At 58.8% G+C, this 19,353-nt stretch carries 14 protein-coding genes and 2 pseudogenes; 8 read left to right on the plus strand and 8 right to left on the minus strand.

What is annotated here, in order from left to right:
• Positions 1-31: 31 nt before the first annotated feature.
• The 3 genes from CIT31_RS15825 to xth all read left to right on the plus strand — a co-directional run bounded on the left by CIT31_RS15825 (position 32) and on the right by xth (position 3,844).
• On the plus strand, positions 32-952 hold the full coding sequence (locus tag CIT31_RS15825) for a PhnA-like protein (protein WP_095519274.1): 921 nt from the start codon (positions 32-34) through the stop codon (positions 950-952).
• Positions 953-1,119: 167 nt separating this feature from the next.
• On the plus strand, positions 1,120-3,006 hold the full coding sequence (gene ligD / locus CIT31_RS15830) for a DNA ligase D (protein WP_095519275.1): 1,887 nt from the start codon (positions 1,120-1,122) through the stop codon (positions 3,004-3,006).
• 4 nt (positions 3,007-3,010) lie between these two features.
• The gene (xth, locus tag CIT31_RS15835) at positions 3,011-3,844 is read left to right on the plus strand and encodes an exodeoxyribonuclease III (RefSeq protein WP_095519276.1); all 834 of its coding nucleotides are present in this window, start codon (positions 3,011-3,013) and stop codon (positions 3,842-3,844) included.
• Here the strand turns inward: xth and CIT31_RS36060 are convergent.
• Together CIT31_RS36060 and CIT31_RS15845 are read right to left on the minus strand one after the other, a co-directional pair.
• Positions 3,809-4,269: pseudogene (locus tag CIT31_RS36060) on the minus strand (DUF4142 domain-containing protein). The gene xth and the pseudogene CIT31_RS36060 sit on opposite strands and share 36 nt — an antisense overlap.
• 51 nt (positions 4,270-4,320) lie before the next feature.
• Positions 4,321-5,778: a phospholipase D-like domain-containing protein gene (locus CIT31_RS15845; RefSeq protein WP_095519277.1), complete on the minus strand. Its 1,458-nt coding sequence runs from the start codon at positions 5,776-5,778 to the stop codon at positions 4,321-4,323.
• Positions 5,779-6,375: 597 nt separating this feature from the next.
• Between CIT31_RS15845 and CIT31_RS15855 the strand changes: the two genes are divergently transcribed.
• Positions 6,376-7,419, plus strand: coding sequence for an alpha/beta fold hydrolase (locus CIT31_RS15855; RefSeq protein WP_095519420.1), 1,044 nt, complete (start codon positions 6,376-6,378; stop codon positions 7,417-7,419).
• A gap of 475 nt (positions 7,420-7,894) precedes the next feature.
• Positions 7,895-9,688, plus strand: a complete 1,794-nt coding sequence (locus tag CIT31_RS15860) for a PAS domain S-box protein (protein WP_095519278.1) — start codon at positions 7,895-7,897, stop codon at positions 9,686-9,688.
• Between the two features lie 852 nt (positions 9,689-10,540).
• Here CIT31_RS15860 and CIT31_RS33450 read toward each other — a convergent pair.
• Positions 10,541-10,639: pseudogene (locus tag CIT31_RS33450) on the minus strand (protein-L-isoaspartate(D-aspartate) O-methyltransferase); the annotation flags it as partial.
• A gap of 967 nt (positions 10,640-11,606) precedes the next feature.
• On the minus strand, positions 11,607-11,897 hold the full coding sequence (locus CIT31_RS15875; protein WP_095519279.1) for a hypothetical protein: 291 nt from the start codon (positions 11,895-11,897) through the stop codon (positions 11,607-11,609).
• Between the two features lie 170 nt (positions 11,898-12,067).
• Here CIT31_RS15875 and CIT31_RS33670 point away from each other — a divergent pair, with 170 nt between their 5' ends.
• Both CIT31_RS33670 and CIT31_RS33835 read left to right on the plus strand, forming a co-directional pair.
• On the plus strand, positions 12,068-12,424 hold the full coding sequence (locus tag CIT31_RS33670) for a helix-turn-helix domain-containing protein (RefSeq protein ID WP_108722850.1): 357 nt from the start codon (positions 12,068-12,070) through the stop codon (positions 12,422-12,424).
• 892 nt (positions 12,425-13,316) lie between these two features.
• Positions 13,317-13,559 carry a hypothetical protein gene (locus CIT31_RS33835; protein WP_133116160.1) on the plus strand — a complete coding sequence of 81 codons (243 nt, stop codon included), beginning with the start codon at positions 13,317-13,319 and terminating at the stop codon, positions 13,557-13,559.
• 554 nt (positions 13,560-14,113) lie between these two features.
• Here CIT31_RS33835 and CIT31_RS15895 read toward each other — a convergent pair.
• The 3 genes from CIT31_RS15895 to CIT31_RS15905 all read right to left on the minus strand — a co-directional run bounded on the left by CIT31_RS15895 (position 14,114) and on the right by CIT31_RS15905 (position 16,644).
• Positions 14,114-15,046 carry an ATP-dependent DNA ligase gene (locus CIT31_RS15895; protein WP_095519282.1) on the minus strand — a complete coding sequence of 311 codons (933 nt, stop codon included), beginning with the start codon at positions 15,044-15,046 and terminating at the stop codon, positions 14,114-14,116.
• Between the two features lie 482 nt (positions 15,047-15,528).
• A complete protein-coding gene (locus CIT31_RS35170; RefSeq protein WP_245316276.1) occupies positions 15,529-15,648 on the minus strand; it encodes a hypothetical protein in 120 nt (39 codons plus the stop codon).
• 588 nt (positions 15,649-16,236) lie between these two features.
• Positions 16,237-16,644 carry a nuclear transport factor 2 family protein gene (locus CIT31_RS15905; protein ID WP_095519283.1) on the minus strand — a complete coding sequence of 136 codons (408 nt, stop codon included), beginning with the start codon at positions 16,642-16,644 and terminating at the stop codon, positions 16,237-16,239.
• Positions 16,645-16,894: 250 nt separating this feature from the next.
• On the opposite strand from CIT31_RS15905, the gene CIT31_RS15910 reads away from it, so the two are divergent.
• Positions 16,895-17,652, plus strand: a protein-coding gene (locus CIT31_RS15910; RefSeq protein WP_095519422.1) for an IS5 family transposase whose coding sequence is annotated in 2 segments (ribosomal slippage) — positions 16,895-17,222 and positions 17,222-17,652 — 759 coding nt in all. Because the reading frame shifts where the segments join, the coding sequence is not laid out codon by codon here.
• 392 nt (positions 17,653-18,044) lie between these two features.
• Here the strand turns inward: CIT31_RS15910 and CIT31_RS15915 are convergent.
• Complete coding sequence (locus CIT31_RS15915) at positions 18,045-19,334, minus strand: MFS transporter (protein WP_165778450.1); 1,290 nt, start codon at positions 19,332-19,334, stop codon at positions 18,045-18,047.
• Positions 19,335-19,353 lie beyond the last annotated feature (19 nt).

The raw sequence follows: 19,353 nt of genomic DNA on the forward strand, positions 1-19,353 counted from the left end.
AAATTGGCCGAAAAGGCGAAGGAACTAGGCTATGAGCACTTTCTCTTCCCAAGACACCGACATCCGTCCCGGTGGTTATGATGCCGACTCCGTTGGTCAAACGATTCAGCTTAACCAAGTTAGTTGGGGGGCTATTTTTGCTGGCGTAGTAGTGGCGCTCGTAGTGCAGGCCCTGCTTACGATGCTGGGTGTTGGGATTGGAACTGCGACCCTCAATCCTGGCACACCTGATAATCCTGACGGCGCTACATTCTCGATTGTTGCTGGCATCTGGTACGTCGTCGCCGGGATCATTGGTGCCTTTGCCGGGGATTACATATCCGCGCGGATGTCTGGTAAAATCGTACCGACCACGGGCGCTTTGCACGGGTTGACTACTTGGGCGTTGACGACACTGCTTGTGATCTACCTGCTGACCAGCAGTGTCGGCAGTCTGGTTGGTGGTGTTTTCAGCGGCGTCGCCACGGCTCTTGGCGGTGCCAGTCAGACAATCGCCCAAACCGCCGCGCCAATGCTCGCAAATTCCAATCCTCTTGAGGCACTTGAGTCGCAGGTTAGGGCCACCGGCACCGACTCTGACGCTCTGAATGCCGCTGCCATGAATGCTATGCGAAGCCTTGTCATGGGAGATCCAGCTAGTGCTGATGCGGCGCGGAAACAGGCGGCGCAAGCTTTAGCGACCGCTCGAGGTATACCGTTGGACCAGGCCACGCAGCAGGTCACCGCCATGGAAAAGCAATATTACGACACTGTAGAGTCTGCGAAGCAGCGAGCGATTGACGCGGCCGATGCCACCGCGTCGGTCGTATCGACTGGTGCCATCCTTGCTTTCGTGGCGCTGGTCCTAGGTGCCGTAGCCGGCTGGATTGGTGGCCGTTCGGGCGTCGTCCAACCGATCTATGCCGATCGGGTTTCACCTAGCCGCCGCGCGACACTCCGTAACATCGAATGAAAGAGCCTGCCGAGAGGAAGCGTCTCTTTTGGCCAGGCCGGCAGCGCAGTGGGGGGATCACGCATTGACACTTTGTCTCACGTCGCATCACCAGCCTGCGGAGCTGACGTGTTCCGACTTCGGAACGACTCGCTCACACGGCTGTTGATTAGCGCGAGGAGCAATTCATGGCCCAGGACGTGACCTCTTCCAACTCCGTCGGTGCTGCGGGGGCCACAACGCGGCGTGCGTCATCGGTAAAAATTCCGCCATTCCAACCCGTGCAACTCGCCAAGTTAGTCGACAAGGTACCCACGGGCGAGAGGTGGATCCATGAGATAAAATACGACGGCTATCGTACGCTTGTTGCCATTGGGGGCGGGGCGGCGAAGGCATACACAAGGTCCGGGCTTGACTGGTCTCATCGCTTTGCGCCGTTGCTTGAGGAGGCTGGTACTCTTGATGTTCGCTCCGCGCTGATCGATGGCGAGGCGGTGGTTGTCGACGAACAGGGACGATCCAGTTTCCAGAAATTGCAATCGGCGCTCAAGGGTGATCCAGGCGCGATCGTGTATTACGGGTTTGATTTGCTTTCGCTTGATGGCAAGGATCTTACCAGCCTTCCTTTGATCGAACGCAAGGAGAAGCTGCACTCAATTCTTCCGCTGGCATCCAGGCTCATCCATTATTCCGACCACATCCGTGGAAACGGTGAACAGCTGCTCAACAAGTTCTGCGCAGCCGGGCTTGAAGGCGTAATTTCCAAGAAGGCGGACGAACCCTATGTTGGCTCTCGTGCCGGTGGCTGGCTGAAGATCAAATGCATCAAGCGACAGGAATTCGTCATCGTAGGCTGGACGCCGTCCGACAAGGCGCGTGAATTTCGCTCCCTGCTGCTCGGGGTCAACGAAAACGGAAAACTGCGCTACGCGGGGAAGGTTGGCACGGGTTTCAACGACCGCGAGATGGCCAGCCTCCTTAATTTGATGAGACCGCTGGAGGTGATGGCCGCGACGGTCCAAGCACCCCGCGCGGCTGTCCGCGACGCCCACTGGCTGAAGCCGCGCCTGGTTGCAGAGATCGCCTATACCGAGATGACCCATGAAGGCGTGCTGCGGCATCCCAGCTATCTGGGGTTGCGGGAGGACAAGCGGCCCGAGGCCGTGGTGATGGAAACAGAAACCCCTGTCCAACAGGCTTCGGCGCCCGCGGCGAACAGCATCAAGATCAGCAACCGGGAGCGTGTGATCTATCCTGAATCGGGGATCACCAAAGGCCAGCTCGCCGACTATTATGCAGCGATAGCGCCGGCGATGCTGCCCTGGGTTGGCAGTCGCCCGATTAGCCTGGTCCGTTGCCCGCAGGGTCGCGCAAAGAAGTGCTTTTTTCAAAAGCACGACGCAGGCAGCTTCGGCACGCACGTTCATCATGTCGCCATCCAGGAAAAGGACGGACATGAAGAGCCTTATTTGTTTATCGACGATGCCGACGGGTTGCTGACCTGCGTCCAGATGGGCACGATTGAATTCCATGGCTGGGGCGCGCGCATCGAAGATGTCGAAAAGGCCGACCGCCTTGTCTTCGACCTCGATCCGGACGAAGGGCTCGACTTCGAGGCGGTCCGAAGCGCTGCCTTCCAGTTCCGCGATATCCTGAACCAGATCGGCCTGGCCACATTCCCGATGGTCACGGGCGGCAAGGGGGTCCATGTGATCGCCCCGCTTACGCCGAAGGCCGAATGGCCAGAAGTAAAGGATTTCGCGCGCCGGCTGGCCATGGCAGTGGCCCAGATTGATCCTGCCAATTTCACGGCCGCCCTTCCCAAGGCGCAACGCAAGGGCCGCATCTTTGTGGACTATCTGCGCAATCAGCGGGGTGCGACTGCGGTGATGCCCTACTGCGTTCGCGCACGCCCCGAAGCACCCCTCGCGGCACCCATCACCTGGAAGGAAATGGAAACGATCGACAAGCCGTCACATTGGCATGTTGGCGACGCGACCGAGTTGGTAAAACGCGTTGGCTCGAAAGCGCTTGCCAACTGGGGGCGGGCCGATCAAGTCCTCCCGGATCTCTGAAGCGATGAAGATCGCGACCTACAACGTCAACGGCGTGAACGGCCGCTTGCAGGTCCTGCTTCGCTGGTTAGAAGAAGCTCGCCCAGACATAGTCTGCCTGCAGGAGCTGAAAGCGCCGCAGGAGAATTTTCCGATAGCAGCGATCCGGGCGGCGGGCTATGGCGCGATCTGGCACGGCCAAAAGAGTTGGAACGGCGTTGCCATTCTTGCGCGTGGGACTGACCCTCAAGAAACCCGCAGGGGACTTCCTGGCGATCCCGACGACGCACACAGCCGATACATTGAAGCTGCCGTAAAAGGGATCCTGATTGGCTGTCTTTACCTGCCCAACGGCAACCCGGCCCCCGGCCCCAAGTTCGAATACAAGCTGCGTTGGTTTGAGCGCATCACCGCACATGCGGCTGAACTCCTTGCCTCCGGAGCGCCGGTGGTCCTGGCCGGCGACTACAACGTCATGCCGACCGAGCTCGACGTTCACAAACCCGAGCGCTGGCTTGACGATGCGCTTTTTCGTCCAGAGGTGCGCGAAGCCTTTCGACACCTGGTTGCCCAAGGTTGGACCGACGCATTGCGCGAACTCCATCCGGGCGAACGGATTTACACTTTCTGGGACTATTTCAGGAACGCCTACGCCCGCGATGCAGGCCTTAGGATCGATCACCTCCTGCTCAGCCCCTCAATCGCTGGACGATTGCGCGGCGCCAATGTAGATCGCCCCGTCCGCGGTTGGGAAAAGACGAGTGACCACGCCCCAACCTGGATCGACCTTGGCACCAGTGGTGCTGACGTCGGACAGTTCCGGTCAAGAACAACCGGCCGGTCGAGAAGTGGCGAGTAGCCTTTTGCTTTTTGGTGCCTGCGGTTCGACCGAGGCTTGTTCCGCACGCTCCGCGTGCAGCGCCCGCGCCGCATTGAGATGTTCCAACACACCAGGCAGCTTGTCCGAGGCGAAGTGCTGGAGGTCGGCGTCTTCCCCGGAGCCGATTTCCCAGGCCAGAAGCTGAGCGGCCTTCTGGTGTTGACGATCTGTGCCGCTAGATAAGCAAGATCGAATTCGGCGCCGTCCAGCTTTTCGAGGTCGGCACGAATCTTCTTGTTATCGGGGTCCAACTTGTCTGGCAGCGGAATTTTGCTCTTGTCCGCTAAAGATTTAAGCTCTTCGTTCGCCTTGCCATGATGCTCGGCCATTCGGTTTGCGAACTGCCTCACACCATCTTGCTTCGTTTTGCCGGCGGCCAGTCGGCCGAAATCCACCTTCGCCATCCCCCCGGCCGGGGAAGAGAGCTAACCGGCGCGTCTGCGATGTCTGACCCGTCAGCGCAGTGAGCCCCGCAGCAAAAGTCGCCGCAAAGTTCTTTTCGCCAAGGAGGGAGGCTGCTCTGGATCGAGCAGATCGTTTTCCGCCAGCGTTTCGGCAATCGCTGAAGGTTCTTCAGGCTCGTATGGCTGTAGCGTGCGCCCGCCGCCACGGAGGGCGTTGATGGCCGCAATAAGACTGCCGCGCATCTCTACTGCCGCCCTGACCTCCTCCACCGTTTTTCCCAAATGTTCTGCCAACAAGTCATTCCGGACTTCGATTATCTGATCGCGGACAGCACTTACACCCGAGCGTCCCGGAACCGCTTCAATGACGAGGTCACACTCAGTATCGAATCCCATCGACCTGTTGTTGAAATTGGACGACCCCACTCGTAGCAGCCGGTCGTCGACGATCGTGACCTTTGCGTGGACGTAGATTGCTTCGCCAGCTTTAGTGACGGGGGTGTAGATCCGGAAGCGACCGTGCCTGTCAGCGGCGGCTATCAGTTGCAGCAGCCGATAGCGCGCCGTGTCCATCGCGACGGATTCGAGGAAACCATCGGCCGATTCCGGATTGATGATCACAATCTCCGGCCCATCCTTCTGCCGCAGGCGCTTTGCCATGGCCTCCGCGATGCGCCGCGACGCGAAATACTGGCTTTCGCAGTAGATCGTCTCCCGAGCAGCCGCGATGGCATCCAAATACAGACGCTCGATCTCCCGGACTTCGCTGCGCTGCTGGTATTTGGGAATGGTGCGTGCGATGCCGACATCGACATCTTGGAAGACAGGCTGGACCGAAGATGGCCAGATTTCTGCACATCCGGTCGGTGGGGGCAGATCTTCACCGCTTGCCCATTTCCAGCGCTCGCGCGCCAACTCGCCCAGAGCCTGGGCAACATCCCCGTCGACGACCGTCGAGACATCGTGCCACGGATCGTAGCGTCGTCCGCTCGGCCGCCGGCGTCGCGAGTCCTCATCGCGATGCTCACGCGTGTCCCATCTGTCGGCGGTCATGTCGATTCCGCCGCAAAAGGCGAGAACGTCGTCGATGACCACGACCTTCTGATGATGCGCTGCCGCTTTCGGATGTGCGCCGTCGAGCTTGAAATGAATTCGCCTGCTTGTCATCCAATCAAGGATGGCGAGCGGCGTCGTTCCACGACCGAGGGCTTGTATGGCGCCCAGATCCCACTTGAGCACAAAGACCTGAACGTCGGGGCGATGCTTGTCGATCCAGCGCAGGAATGGCCCGAGCTTGTTGGGACCGTCCAACGTCTTGCCTTCCGGCTCGAACCTGATGCGGGTATCGAAGTCCCAACCGACCAAGTAGACCGAGTGCCGCGCCGCCAGGACCGCTTCTTTTACTGCCTTGAAATAGGCTTCGGCGTCTATGATGAGCGCAAGACGGCTTGCGTGCTCTATCCGCCAGCAATTCCTGCCCGGTCTGGTAATCTGAGGCTTTAGGGACATCTAAGTAGGCTAAACCTCGTCTTGTGCTGGTCAAGTCGCCGCGCAAAACCTACACGACATGCGCAGCGAAAATATTAAGTACACTTCAGCGGGAAAGGACACAGGGATATCCGCTTAACCAAGAAACATAGGGCGCGGAGGAGAATAAGCGTCATCGCCTCGTTTTAAGCGCGTCCGATATGTCTTTCTTCACGGGGTTCTTCAACGTTTCACCAGCGGCATCCGGCACCTCATCAGGATTGTCCTCAGCCGGTAAATAGCCGCGCGGTCGGTTTTCTGGCCTCGCGGTGACTGTTCTGTCGTTCCGGGCTTCCCATCTTTCGGGGCGTTGCTCATCGTCCTGCTCCGTTAACTGCTGTCCGTGAGAACCCCCCGCGACCCACGATTGTTCCGGTGCTGCTGTCCGGCGCACCAATATGCGGCACCCAGCACAGCCATTTAGAACATGAAGAGGCCCTTCCTTGTGCATCAAACAAACGTCTATCGGCCAAAGCGTGCCGACCCGCGGAACGGAATGGCCCGCCAGCGCTTAATGTTGCAATGCAACATAATTCGGACAGTCCGGGGTTATCGTGCATTTCGCAAAGGATGCACGATATGACCTCCCCCCGATCCATTGCCCGACGCGCCGGTTTCGGTTTTGGCAAAGCACCAAAGACCGGACTTGCCGCCACCGTCGGCTCGCATCCGTACCTCTCAGGGGCGGTAGCCGGCGCGGTGGTATTGGCGCTGACTACTTTCGTGAACTTCCGGCTGGCCGCCGCTGCGGAACGCCGCAATCCTCCCACCGGCAATTTTGTCGAGGTTGATGGGGTTCGCTTGCACTATATTGAGGAAGGAGTAGGCGAGCCGCTCGTCCTCCTGCACGGCAACGGCAGCATGATCCAGGATTTTGCGTCGAGCGGCCTCATCAACATGGCCTCCAAGAGGTACCGGGTGATCGCGTTTGACCGCCCGGGCTTTGGACATAGCAAGCGGCCCCGGAGCAGAATTTGGACAGCGGAGGCACAAGCGGAGTTGATCGAAGCCGCATTGGGCAAAATCGGGGTCTCTAAGGCGATCGTGCTCGGACATTCATGGGGCTGCTCCGTAGCAGTGGCTCTCGCGCTCAAGTCCCCGAGTTTGGTGGCCGGTCTCGTGCTCGCGTCAGGTTACTATTTCCCCACTGTGCGCGCGGACGTTGTGACGATGTCTGGGCCCGCAATACCAGTTTTTGGAGACGCCATTCGCTACACTCTCTCTCCGTTGCTCGCTCGGCTAATGTGGCCGCTCCTGACCCGGAAGATATTTGGCCCGGGGCCAGTGCCGGAAAAGTTCGAGGTTGGCTTCCCTAAGGAGATGACGTTTCGTCCCTCCCAGATCCGCGCGAGCTCAGCGGAGAGCGCGCTCATGGTCCCCGGGGCCTTCGCTGCCCGCAACCACTACGCTGAACTCAAGATGCCCGTCGCGATTGTCGCAGGCGAGGAGGACAGACTGATTAATATCGACGAGCAGTCTGCACGGCTGCACTCGGAATTGCCCAACAGCACCATGCATCCCGTGCCCGGTGCCGGGCACATGGTACACCAGACCGCGCCGACTGCTGTAATGGCTGCCATCGAAGTCGCTGCCTCGGCGGGTGCACTCCGCCACGGACGCTAGCTTGGCGCGATCTGTGAGCCTGAGCTGTACCTCGGAGTCGCGCGCGATACCGGCAAGCTGAGCGGGTGAGCATAGCTGGACAAGTGATTGCGATCCGAAGTGGAGAAGGTTGGATCTCAGTCCCCTTCCCTCCGCCAGGATGTACAAACCTAACTAAGGCTCACATCTGGGATCAGGCCTGCACGCTCCCCAACTCCGCTAACAACGGACTGTAATATGGAACAGTCGCCTAACCCTCTGCATGGCCCCTTTAGACGAGTCTTTGATCATTGCTTGAGGAACGTGCCTGTGTAGGTCTGGCCGGAAAGCGACGATAGTTCCGGAAGCTCGGTACTGTGCTGGCATCCGCGTTTTGTAATTCTTGACATTGGCGCCTTCGGCGACGCCGAGTTTCCCGGGAGAATTGTTGGGACGAATTTTGGAACGAATTTCCACGAGCCGCATTACAATCGGCTAAGCTAAGACGGGGTTTGGGATGAATGAGCTGACGCAGGCGAACATTATCGCCCTCAAGAACCCGGATATGTCTGGCAAGGATATTCAGGACTTCGACTACCAGGATTTTTTCGAGAACGGCGCCATAGCGCTGCATCTGGTAAACGCGGATGGCATCATCCTGCACGCCAACAAGGCAGAACTGGACCTTCTCGGCTATCCTGCGGAGCAATATGTCGGCCGCCACATTGCCGAATTCTATCCCGACCGGGATGCGATCGAGGATATTCTAACGCGCCTTGCCAGTGGCGAGAAGATCGCGAGATATCCGGCGCGTTTGAGGACCAGTGACGGATCGATAAAACATGTCGAACTCACGTCGAGCGGCAATTTCCTAAATGGCAAGCTGATCAACACAAGGTGCTTTACCGTCGACGTCTCCGACCTGCAGCGGGTGCGCACCGAACTGACGCGCCGGGACAACACTCATCGCCAGATCCTCGATAGCCTTCCCGTTGCCATCTATACAACCGATCAGCATGGAACGATCACCTACTTCAACCGTGCCGCCGCCGAGTTCGCAGGGCGTGAGCCCGAGATCGGCAGGGACAAATGGTGCGTGACGTTCAAGCTGTTCACTCCCGACGGCAAGGAATTGCCGCACGACGAGTGTCCGATGGCGATTGCGCTTCGGGAAAACCGGCCTGTTCGCAATCAGGAGGCGATAGCACAGCGCCCGGACGGATCCTTATTCCCGTTCCTGCCCCACCCCACGCCGATACGTGATGAGAACGGCAATCTGATCGGCGCCGTCAACATGCTGCTCGACCTTACCGACCGCCAGTGTGCCGAAGAGGCCAGGCTCCATTTGTCGGCTATCGTGGACTCTTCGTTCGACGCAATCGTCAGCAAGGATCTGAACACCATAATCAAGAGCTGGAACCATGGCGCCGAACGGCTGTTCGGCTACACCCCCGATGAAGCCATAGGCAGATCGGTGACCATGTTGATCCCGGCTGATCACCAGGACGAGGAACCCCGCATCCTCGAACGCATTCGCCGCGGCGAGCGCGTCGAAACGTACGAAACCATCCGTCAGCGCAAGGATGGCAGCCTGGTTCCGGTCTCGCTCACGGTATCGCCTGTGCGTAACGCAACCGGGCAGATCATCGGCGCATCGAAGATTGCCCGGGACATCACGTCGGCGAGGGAAAACGAGCATCGTATCCGCATGCTGATGCGTGAGGTCAACCATCGCGTTAAGAATCAGTATTCGGTCATTCTTTCAATGATCCGCGAGACCAACAAGCGGGCCAAAAGCCCCGCCGAATTTGAACGAGAGGTTCGCGAGCGTATCACGGCTCTGTCGCGGTCGCACGATCTGCTCGTGATGGGTGACTGGAAAGGCGTCACCGTTTTCGAACTCCTGTTGTCGCAGGCGAAATCTTTCGGCAACGAGGAGCGAATTTCGATGTCCGGACCGTCCATCATCCTTAGCCCAAATGCAGTCCAGTATCTCGGCATTGCCTTTCACGAACTCGCGACCAATTCGGCCAAATACGGCGTGCTTTCAGGGGGTCAAGGCCAGATTTCGGTCGCATGGAATGCCACGGGTTCCGGTGCCTCGAGACTCTTCCACCTCACCTGGACCGAGACAGACGGTCCTGAGGTGGAAACGATCGGTGAAGGCGGCTTTGGAACCGTCGTGTTGAAGCGGGTGGCACCCGAGGCAATCGGGGGGAAAGGAAATCTCGAGTACGGCCCACACGGAATCACCTGGAGCTTGGAAGCGCCATTGGCCACCGTCGAGACGTCGATTGGGAGCGAACTGTAGGGCACTATTTATCGAGTGGCCAAAAAGGGAATGAAGATTTTTTTCATGACCTTTGCACAGCGGTCGATCGAGTGAACCCGCGCCGCCTGCGGAGAGGAACGCGGCTGATTGGAAGCGCCAGGTGCAGCGTGCCTACTACGACTTCTTGATGTTCCAGTTCTTCTTCGGTTTCGGTGCCGATCCCCCAGGAAGAGCGGTTTCAGATCTCAGTCGTTGCTCCCGCAGCCGAGCCGTCTTTGCATCTCGTGCCACGCGCTCGATGTGTGTTAATGCCCGTGCAGCATCCGACGTGCGCTCCTGTCTGTCGTGTCTTTCTTTATCGGTGAAGCCTTGTTTTCGTGCATCGTTTGTCCTCGATCTGAAGGTACGGCGCTTTTGTTGCCGACCCGAACCATTGTCGCCGGATCGTGTTCCCCCCAGACAACAAAAAAGCCCGCCGCACCTTTCGGCACGGCGGGCACAAGTCGTTCACCAGGCACAGGGGGCGGAGGATCGGGTGTGCCCGGGCACGGATCGTGAAAAATCATAGGCGCGACGGCGTCTACCAACCGGCAGTTGGAATGCTTCAACAGTTTGTTGTCATCCAGGATCGTTGCCGGCCGCAACTAGACGATACCGGAAGTGATTGCGGATGTGGTCGCGCGAAATTCTTCGGCAGCACCAGCGCAAGGCTGGGCAGTGCCATCCGTGACCGACTCGCCCCTGATGATCATCGCGGCAGCGGCATTGTAGTCTTGATGAAGAGTTCGCACAGAGTACGATGTCCGCACCTCTTTTTAGACCGCGTCGAGCCCGCTGAATCGAACCGGGATGAGTTTCCGAGCCTTGAGTTGCCCTGCCGGGTCCTTGTCAATCGGTATGGATTGCAATCACCTCGACCATGTGCCTGCTTAGAACCGCGAGGTGCTCTTCGTTCATCGGCTTCATGACGGTGGGGCTTTCCTCAACCAGTCTGCTGCCAGATAGCTTTATGCCTTGTTCGTCTGTCACAGTAACGCCCGCCACCGTGGTTCGACCACTCACTCGATCCGGTGGAGGACGCTGCTCGATCGCGAGATCGCGACGGTTGGGGAATTGCCGAAAATGGAGAAGGTTAGTTCCCAGCGCCCTTCCCTCTACCATAATTAACAGAATTAAATCAGCCACTTAGGTGCAATCGAATGCACCTAGGCGGCTGATTTCATGTCGCGCCATGTTGCAAACTGCTACCGTTGATTTCCAAGGGTTTCCTGCGACTATCGGCTGGTCCGTGCGACATGAACGCGACATGGCTGTGGCTGAAACAAAGCCCGCAGTTCCGCGTTGAGGCTCGTCTAATCTCATGGGAGCTCTCAAGAATGGATTCGGCAACTGCGGCAGTGATGCTTTTGCTTTCGTGCAGCCCGGGCGAAGCCTCGGTCTGCCGCCCCGTTGATGTGGCGCCAGCCAACTATGCATCGCTTGACGAATGCCAGGCTGCGTTGGCGGACAGGCTCGCGAGCGCTCCCAACGGCGAAATCGTCGGCCGATGCCGAGCAGTCGACGCGACCTTCACAGGTTCGCTGCCTGCCGGGTACACGACGGTTCTAGTCACACGGGGGATGGGTCGCGACGCTGTAACGAGTAGCTATCTCGTGCGCCATGAAGGTGAGTAAAAAAACCCGCCACCGTATTAAGGCAGCGGGCTGCCTGGGGAACATTCCGGCTTAACATATGTTATACGGGGTATGGCAAAGCTCCCTCCGCTCCCAGCGCCCTCATCTCGCATCGTGCTTCTCGCGCTCTGCCTCGATCTTGCTTTGCGCAAGCAGCAACAGGCCATCAAGCAAGCGAGCCAGCCTCCCGTTAGGCAGCGGGCTATGGCCGTCATTTGAGCGTGATTAGATCCAGCGGTCCCGGCGCCGGTCGCTGGCCACAAGAACGAGGCCCACCGGCAAGCCTATAGCCGCACCCAGCATGAAGGCGGCCGACACCGTGCCAGGGTTTTCTTGAACGACGCCGGAAGCCGTAGACGCCCTTTGCGAAGTGCTTGCGTTGTCCGAGACACGCTATCAGCCGCGCCCTCATACCAACCAGTGGCTTCCTCGACCACCTCTTCAGCGCGCTCCGCGAGCGAACGATTGATCTTGTTGATCTCGCGCTTCAGCTGCGCAACCTGCTTCTCCAAGGCTTCCTGAGCGTCCCGCTGCGTCTCCGTCGGCTTTGCGGCTTCGTTTGGGTTGTCGGCCATTGTGATCCTCCCTTTGGGTGGGTTCAACGGCCGCCGCAGCGTATGGTTCCTCAGCAACAAAAGCCCGCCACCGTGAGGCAGCGGGCTGGGTCGTGAGTTGGCTTGAAATTAGTGCCGCCCTATCGGGCCTTCGAGGAATTCGACAAAGGCATCCTTGATTTTGTCTTTCGGTGCGTGAGCGTGGCACCCCTTCAGTATGTCGGCGGCGATCTCGGTCGGTTCACGACCTCAGCGAAAAGTGCGGGGTGCATCGAAATACAATTTCAGCGTTCGAGACCGATCAGACCGCACCAAACAACTCAACGCTTGCTGTGATCCGAGCTGCGCTTGAGGCCGCAGGCGTTATCTCGTTGCCGAGAATGGCGACGGCCGGGGGTGAGCCTCAAGAAGTCGCCAGCGCGCGCTACCGAGTTGCCCGACGGCGAGGCCGGCATCATCGAAAACAACGAGATGTAGGCGCCACTACGGAAGTGTATCATTTAATACAATCTTCGATTGGTAGACTCGCGCGTTGCACGGGCAGTTAGTTTCTGCATCAGGCCAAAGGGGGAAATGGCCGCGATGGAGGAGCAACGATGTCTGTGCAAAAGAAAGACTATCGAACGAACAGAGCTGACTACGCGGTTGCCGCGAAGCAGCATGGCCGAGTGGCCGCAGATGGCGATCGCGATGAACTGCTCGCGAGTAAAAAGAAGTCCCTGTGGCTAAGAGATCGGCGATCCGCCAAATTGGCCGCAAACCCATCGGAAAGCTCGCCTGAACCGAGAGCGAGGCGGCGCGGTTAACTGGCTTCTGATCCGCATAGTTGCAATTTGTGCTGCACTGCCACTGACTATGCGGCCCTCTGAATGACCCGCCTATCTGTTGCGGAAGAGCTTTGAAAGCGCCGCCGGTCGCATTCACTTCCCTCCTCGTCATGACGAACGGTGTTCGTTCGAATGATGCTATTCCGTTGTCTTGAGCGCAGGTTTTTGGTCAGCCAGCACAGCGCCTCCTCCTCGCTGGTGGTCAAGGCCCGCGATGAAACGGCCAATCACATACGATCCTAAGCGCCACGTGCGCTACGATCCGGACCTGCTGCCCCGCACGGGGCACAGGTTCAAGCCAGCCAAACCGGCCCACGATGCCGTATGGTGGCCCAATATCATCTCGGCAATTGCTATTGCCGGTTTCTTCCTCACGTTCATCTGGAGCTAAGACGATGCTACCTTTTGTGCAGGCAGATGGCCTCCATGCAGAAGACCCGCCGCTACATTTGCGAAGCGGCGGGCCTCCGCCCCACCCCGTACCTGACCATGCAATTGCGGTGCCAGACGCGTATTGACCCATTGCGAGGCACCTTATGGCTTCTACACAGCGGAATTACACCGAGCCGGAACGCTTGCTTGTCTCGTGGGTTGAGATGCAGGAGATGCAGGCGTGGCCAAGAAGCCTTCTATCGCCGAAACGTTGCGACGAACCTCCGTCCAACTGAAGAGGATCCGGAAACGCGTCGCCAGTGGCGGTCACGTGGACCAGATGGAAGAGGTCGATGCCCTGGTGGGCCTCGCCAAAGAAATAACCGACCGGCAACTGGCCGGGTTAGGCCCGGCAGATGAAAACGATGGCTCTGTGCAAGACGGTGACGATGCAAAGGACTCGTCGACCCCTGACATTCCGTGATCACGGAATTACTCGAATCTCGAAGCTCGGACAGTATCAACGGCGGCGGACCCCAATCCGCCCGGCCGGCGCCCTATTCAGCAATTACCCCGCCCCCCAAGTGGCGCCGGCCACTTTCAGCCCCCTCGTTCGAAAGTTGGCTTCCAATCGCGATTGCGCGCCCGCTGCTGGCTTTCGTAGTCAGGAATGCATGTGAAGAATACCTGCCGACGGTCACGACCAGCAGCCTTACAATTTGAGCAGACAAAGAGCCCGACCAGGTCGTCATGCATTGAGCCGTGCTCCCGGCCGAGCCTGTCAATTAGCGCCTGGATATCGAGCTTTGTGGATTTGCAGCACGAGGGTCTTTTGGGGCATGGCGATCCCCGTTGAAGGGGCTCGCCGCAACGGAGAGGATTATATTCCTGAGGCCCATGTGAAAGGCAAGCGGGTCTGTTACTCTAAAGCCAACCATTTCGGCCGGCGATGTATATCCACGCACCAGAAATGAAGGGTTGCGGCACCCAAGATAGCGCCGACATAGAGCCGGCCTTCGCGGGCGGACGGACCGGCACCTAAATAGAAGGCCGTTGCGAGGAGCAGCAAGCCAACGCACATGGCGCACATCCCAATTCTCCGCATAGTGCCTCCAGTCTTTCCCGAAAATCCTGCAGCGACGCATGCCGCAAGTCTTCCTCGCCTCGTAGGTGCTTCACACGGCCTATCAGCCCCGGCTTGACCCATTGCGTCGCCGGCCGCTTCATACCCTTCGGCGCCGGCCCTGCGTGCTCCTGGACGCGCTTCCATAGCCGCTCGCGGATCTCGCGGCTTGAATTGATAAAGGCAGACCCGACATATTTTCGCGTGCCGATCTCCCCCATGAGAGCGAATGCCGGCTTGCCTGCCTCGCGCTCGACGCCGAGCAATTCAAACTCGCCGACAGCATAGCACTTAGCCTTCAGCGAGTTGGTCGATGGGCCGCTGCGGTATCTGCTGTCCCGGCGCTTCGACACCATGCCCTCAAGGCCGGCCTGGTCGATCAAATGGAAGATCGATTTTGCGTCGCCCTGTAGAGCCTGGCTGAACTGGATGCGACCACCGGTCGGGATCATACCGACGAGGATCTGGCGACGATCTTCTAGAGGCATATCGCGCAGATCGTGGCCGTTGAGGTGCAGAAGATCGAAGGCGACGAAATAGAGATCATGCTGCCGCCTGGTGATCGCCTTCCGCAAGGCGGCAAAATCCGACAGGCCGGCTTCATTGGTGACGATGATCTCGCCGTCGATGATGGCGCTTTCCAACTTGAGCTCGCCGGCTGCCTTGACTAGGTCGCGGTATTTCGCGGTCCAATCGACGCCGCGCCGCGTGAAGATGCGAACGCCGCCGGCATCAATGATCATCTGCGATCGGTAGCCGTCGAACTTGACTTCGTGAATCCAGCCTTCGCCCTCGGGAGGCTTCTCGACCAACGTCGGCATCAGCGGGGGGACAAATTTCAAACGCATGCATTGACTCGCAAAACCGCGATTCAATTAGCATGCTCTTAATTAGTTCCAATTTTAACGGATCGTTGACCGCGCCGTCCTATTTTGGGACAGCGCGGTCACCCCAAGGGCTGCGCAGGCGGCTCCGGCAATTCAGCAGCCCGCCTCACTGTCGGAGCCGCTTCCACACTCCTCTAGAATACTAGCAACGGTTGAATCAACTGTTACCGCACGTGCTTTCCAGTGCGCTTTCCCAGTCGTTAGACTTTGAAGGAACAGGCCCTCGCCTTCACGGTTTTGACGCTTAAGACAGTTGATCACAGCCAAGAGAACATCCGCAACGCCTGGGCCGCGCTCAAGCCCCGAGCCTATCCACGAGGGCGAAGCGCTGGCCAAAGCCATTATTGAAACGGTCGAGCGGCTGAGCCGGTGAGCGCAAGCAGCGAAGCCCGCGCCCTCTGGGAAATGGACGCGGGCTGATCGGAGGAGTGGATTGTCATTCCCTACGGCTGCGTAGCGGGCCTAGCGCGAATTAGCCTCTGGACCTGTTGTCGGTCCTCCGGTGACCATTGCTCCGGATCTTCCCCGTGAGCGATCCTGCCGTGAAGTTCAACATGTTTCATCACTTCCGCCTCGTCGCCGCCGTGAACGATGCCGGGCAGGTTTCATTTCCGGGATAGTCCTTGCACCGATATGAATAGGTCATGGCTTCAGCCTCCCTTGTTTTTCGGCAGAATAGCACGCGCCGGCCTGCACCCCGAGAGCCGGTAAGCGCACAGCAGGGAGGCCCGCGCCTCTGGCGGAGAGCGCGGGCCTTCGGGTAAGGGCCCCCGATCTACAGCGGGCAAGCGAGATGGGCGTGCCATTGGTCACAGACAATTTTTAGAAATCGCTAAAGTTCACCCTGACTGAAGGCGCGGAAAGGGCTCCAGGCGTCCCTACGGGGCTCCCTGATGGCGCTGGCGAGATCGGCCAATGAAATCACTGGCGGTCTGTCTGGGAAGGCTAAGGGCTACACGCCACGAGCGCAGATCGGCGATGATCTTCTCGTAGGTGGCCAGGCCGTGAACCCATAAATAATGTGGAATGACCGGGATGGGTGGGAAGCGGTCGTTGGTCTCGTCCCAACGAGCAAAGTAGCGCCCCTGAGGTGACACATCCGGGCCGGACCCCGGGGCAGTCTCGCGTGCCGCCCGGGATAACTCGCGAGGCTAAGCCCAGAACGCATCCCAGGCGTAGAGGTCGTAGAAGTACTCCCGGCCGTCAATCACCTTGCCATTCCTGATCTCCAAGACAATGCAACAGAGCACATCCAGCCGTTTGCCGTTGCGCTTCCCAATATTGCGATGGACGCCGACCACGCGTCCGGTCTCGCTCGCCATCACATGCAAAAGATCGGCCCTGAAGGTCCCGTTGGTTTCGCCGCCATAGCGGCCGAACTGGCCAAAGGTCGCCTCGCGGCCTTCGTAGTCTCCGGCGATCGGACTTTTCCCCGGAGTATGCCACGTGCAGGATTCGTCGATGATTTGCGTGAGCGTGTCCATGTCTCCCGAGTTGAACGCGTCATAACCGCGCCGAACGAGCTCGGAGTTCTGATTCCTTAGCGTCACGTCTGCCATAATGCTGACCCGACCGCGCTAGGTCGCGTGAGAGCCTAATGGGCGTCGCCCAACTCATATCAGCATCATACACCCGGCACGGTGCGCGCGCACGAGGAAGCTTGCCTTCGCTCTTCTCCGCAGGAAGGTCAGCTACGGGTCGGAAGCTGCCGCTCGATTTATGAGTTTTCGCCCTAGGTTGAGAACTCATACAATTGACTGATTTTCATTGGTATTCTTTGCCCTCAATGAGTCGCTGGAGGCCGAAGTGATGTCGAAGAGCTTATTTTGGTTGTCGGATGAGGCGTGGAGTGCGATGGAACCGCATCTTCCTCGCGGCAAAGCGGGGAAACCTCGGGTTGATGATCGCAGGGTGATTTCGGGCATCCTGCATGTTCTCAAGACCGGCTGCCGCTGGCGCGACGTGCCTGCAGCCTATGGTCCGCCAACCACAATCTACAATCGCTACAACAGGTGGTCGCAGCGCCGAATCTGGCAGCGTATCTTCGAGAAGATGGCGGCTGCCGGGCCCGTTCCGGATGAGCTTTCCATCGATAGCAGCCACGTCAAGGCGCATCGCTCTGCGGCAGGCTCAAAAAGGGGGAATTCTCGGAAGCGATTGGCCGCTCGCGTGGTGGAAGAACGAGCAAAATCCATGCTTTGGCCGATGATCGCGGCCGACCGGTCGCCTTCGCGCTGACGCCGGGCAACATCGCCGACATCACCATGGCCATTCCCTTGATCGGCATGGTGGCCAAGCCCAAAAGCCTACTGGCCGACAAAGCCTATGATGCCGACAGTCTGCGCAATTGGCTGAAGCGGGCCAAGATCAAGGCGGTCATTCCATCAACTGCCGCACGGCGCACGCCCTATCCGCTCGATCACAAGGCATATCGCCGACGAAACCTCATCGAGCGCATGTTCTGCAAGCTCAAGAACTGGCGCCGCATCGCAACCCGATACGATCGCCATGCACAGAACTACCTCTCAGCCCTCGCTCTCGCTACAATCATTTCAGCCTGGGTCTGAATGAGTCCTCAACCTAGGGGATGCCGCTCTGACCTGAAGCTCGAACACACCTCGAAGCATGATACCGAAAAAAATCATGCGGCGCCCGCGCGGCCGGGATCCATTCCAGCAAAATGGTCGTCGACGCACAGAGCCCCCGAACAGCCTCTGAACTGAACGTCGGCATTTCTGTCGAAGCACCCATTTCTGGCGAGATGACCGAAGGACGTATTCGGGTCGGAACTTCCGGTTCCTTTTTGACGCGGTCAGCGGAACGACCGCTTGTTGCTAACTTATCCTGATAGCGGACGGGCGGCTTCCGGCCCGTAGCTGTCGACTAGACTAAGCACGCCCGGCCTCCCATTCAACACTATCAGGATTGGCTTACCATCCACTTAGCAAGGCGTTGATACCTAAACATCGGTTTTGCTGCCGACCTCCCATTCTGGCCAGGGAAGCATGAAGAAGGCGACCATGGCCAGCAGGCACGCCGCGGCGATGAACGCGAAGACAGCAGCGAATTGATTGACGCTAAACGTGCTCGCGGTGGACGCCACCCATCCAGTTGCGCCCTGCAAGATGGCAACGCCGAGGAATGCAGCTGTGTTCAGAATTCCGAATGCCCGGCCGACGACCTGAGGATCATATGCACTCTTAGTGTCTGCGAACTGCAAGATCGTGAAGCCGGTGAGCGCCCCAAGCGCAACGCACATCGTAGCATCGACGATCCAGTTGGCGGAGATTGCAAGGATAAGGAAAATCCCGGCGGAAGTGGCGATGCTCGCGCAGATCAGGTATCGCCGTGAGCGTCCTTTCGCCCGCACCAGACCGAATAGCGGTGGGCCAACCAAGGTCGCGACCGACGAGGCGAGAAGCACATTCCCGACGCCCGTCAGTGTGAAGCCGTGTCGCTCCATGAACAAGGGTGTCGCCCACAGGCCCCTCAGCGCGATGTAGGACGGATAGGCAACGAGCGCGAGCGCAACGATGCCCTTGGTCTGCCGTTCTTTCAGGATCGCAAGCGTCTCTCGAATTGCGCCTGCGATGCCGCCTGAGTTCTTGCCGTGATCATCCCGAACGAGGACCAGGATGCAGACCAAGTTTGCCGCCGCAACGACGCCTGTCACCACAAAAGCGCTGCGCCAGCCCCAATGTTCGACTACCCATGCCAGCGGCGTGCCAGTGGCCAGTAACCCAAGGCCGCTGAAGCTGAGAACCAAGCCCGATACTCGGGCAAAACTCTTTTCAGAAAAATGTTTGCTTACAAAGAACAGCGATCCCACAAAGGCTGGTGCGCAGCCGATGCCAATGAGCAACTGCCCCAGCATCAAAACCGGGAAGCCTGTTGCAATGAACGACAGGAGCGCTCCCGTTACTGCAAGGAGGAAAGCCGAACCAACGGTCTTTCTCACGCCATAAAGGTCAAGCGCTAGGCCCATCGGGATCTGGGCGAGGGCAAAGGACAGATGGAAGGCGCCGGCGTAGATGCCGAGTTCTTCGGTCGAGAGTCCGAATTCACGTTGCAGTCCGGGGGCGACGATGGCCGCAATAGTACGAAACACCTGACTCATCGCGGCCACGCCAACAAGCGTCGCGAGCATGACTCCGGCCGCACCGGCCTTGTCTGCGTTGAATACTTTCAGCCTACCGCCCTCCTTCCGGCCAAGCCGCAATGCGGTCGATAACCTGGTATCCCGTTGCACCTAGGGCAAATCTCTCCCA

Origin of the sequence: Mesorhizobium wenxiniae (assembly GCF_002284535.1) — a bacterium.
Classification (GTDB): Bacteria; Pseudomonadota; Alphaproteobacteria; order Rhizobiales; family Rhizobiaceae; genus Mesorhizobium; species Mesorhizobium wenxiniae.

Bases quoted from the DNA above. Each gene is read 5' to 3' on its own strand.
- CIT31_RS15845 (WP_095519277.1), bottom strand. From the start codon at position 5,778: ATGTCCCTAAAGCCTCAGATTACCAGACCGGGCAGGAATTGCTGGCGG.
- CIT31_RS15825 (WP_095519274.1), top strand. From the start codon at position 32: ATGAGCACTTTCTCTTCCCAAGACACCGACATCCGTCCCGGTGGTTAT.
- ligD (WP_095519275.1), top strand. From the start codon at position 1,120: ATGGCCCAGGACGTGACCTCTTCCAACTCCGTCGGTGCTGCGGGGGCC.
- CIT31_RS15905 (WP_095519283.1), bottom strand. From the start codon at position 16,644: ATGGCAGACGTGACGCTAAGGAATCAGAACTCCGAGCTCGTTCGGCGC.
- CIT31_RS15875 (WP_095519279.1), bottom strand. From the start codon at position 11,897: ATGGCCGACAACCCAAACGAAGCCGCAAAGCCGACGGAGACGCAGCGG.
- xth (WP_095519276.1), top strand. From the start codon at position 3,011: ATGAAGATCGCGACCTACAACGTCAACGGCGTGAACGGCCGCTTGCAG.
- CIT31_RS15895 (WP_095519282.1), bottom strand. From the start codon at position 15,046: ATGCGTTTGAAATTTGTCCCCCCGCTGATGCCGACGTTGGTCGAGAAG.
- CIT31_RS35170 (WP_245316276.1), bottom strand. From the start codon at position 15,648: ATGAAACATGTTGAACTTCACGGCAGGATCGCTCACGGGGAAGATCCG.
- CIT31_RS15855 (WP_095519420.1), top strand. From the start codon at position 6,376: ATGACCTCCCCCCGATCCATTGCCCGACGCGCCGGTTTCGGTTTTGGC.
- CIT31_RS15860 (WP_095519278.1), top strand. From the start codon at position 7,895: ATGAATGAGCTGACGCAGGCGAACATTATCGCCCTCAAGAACCCGGAT.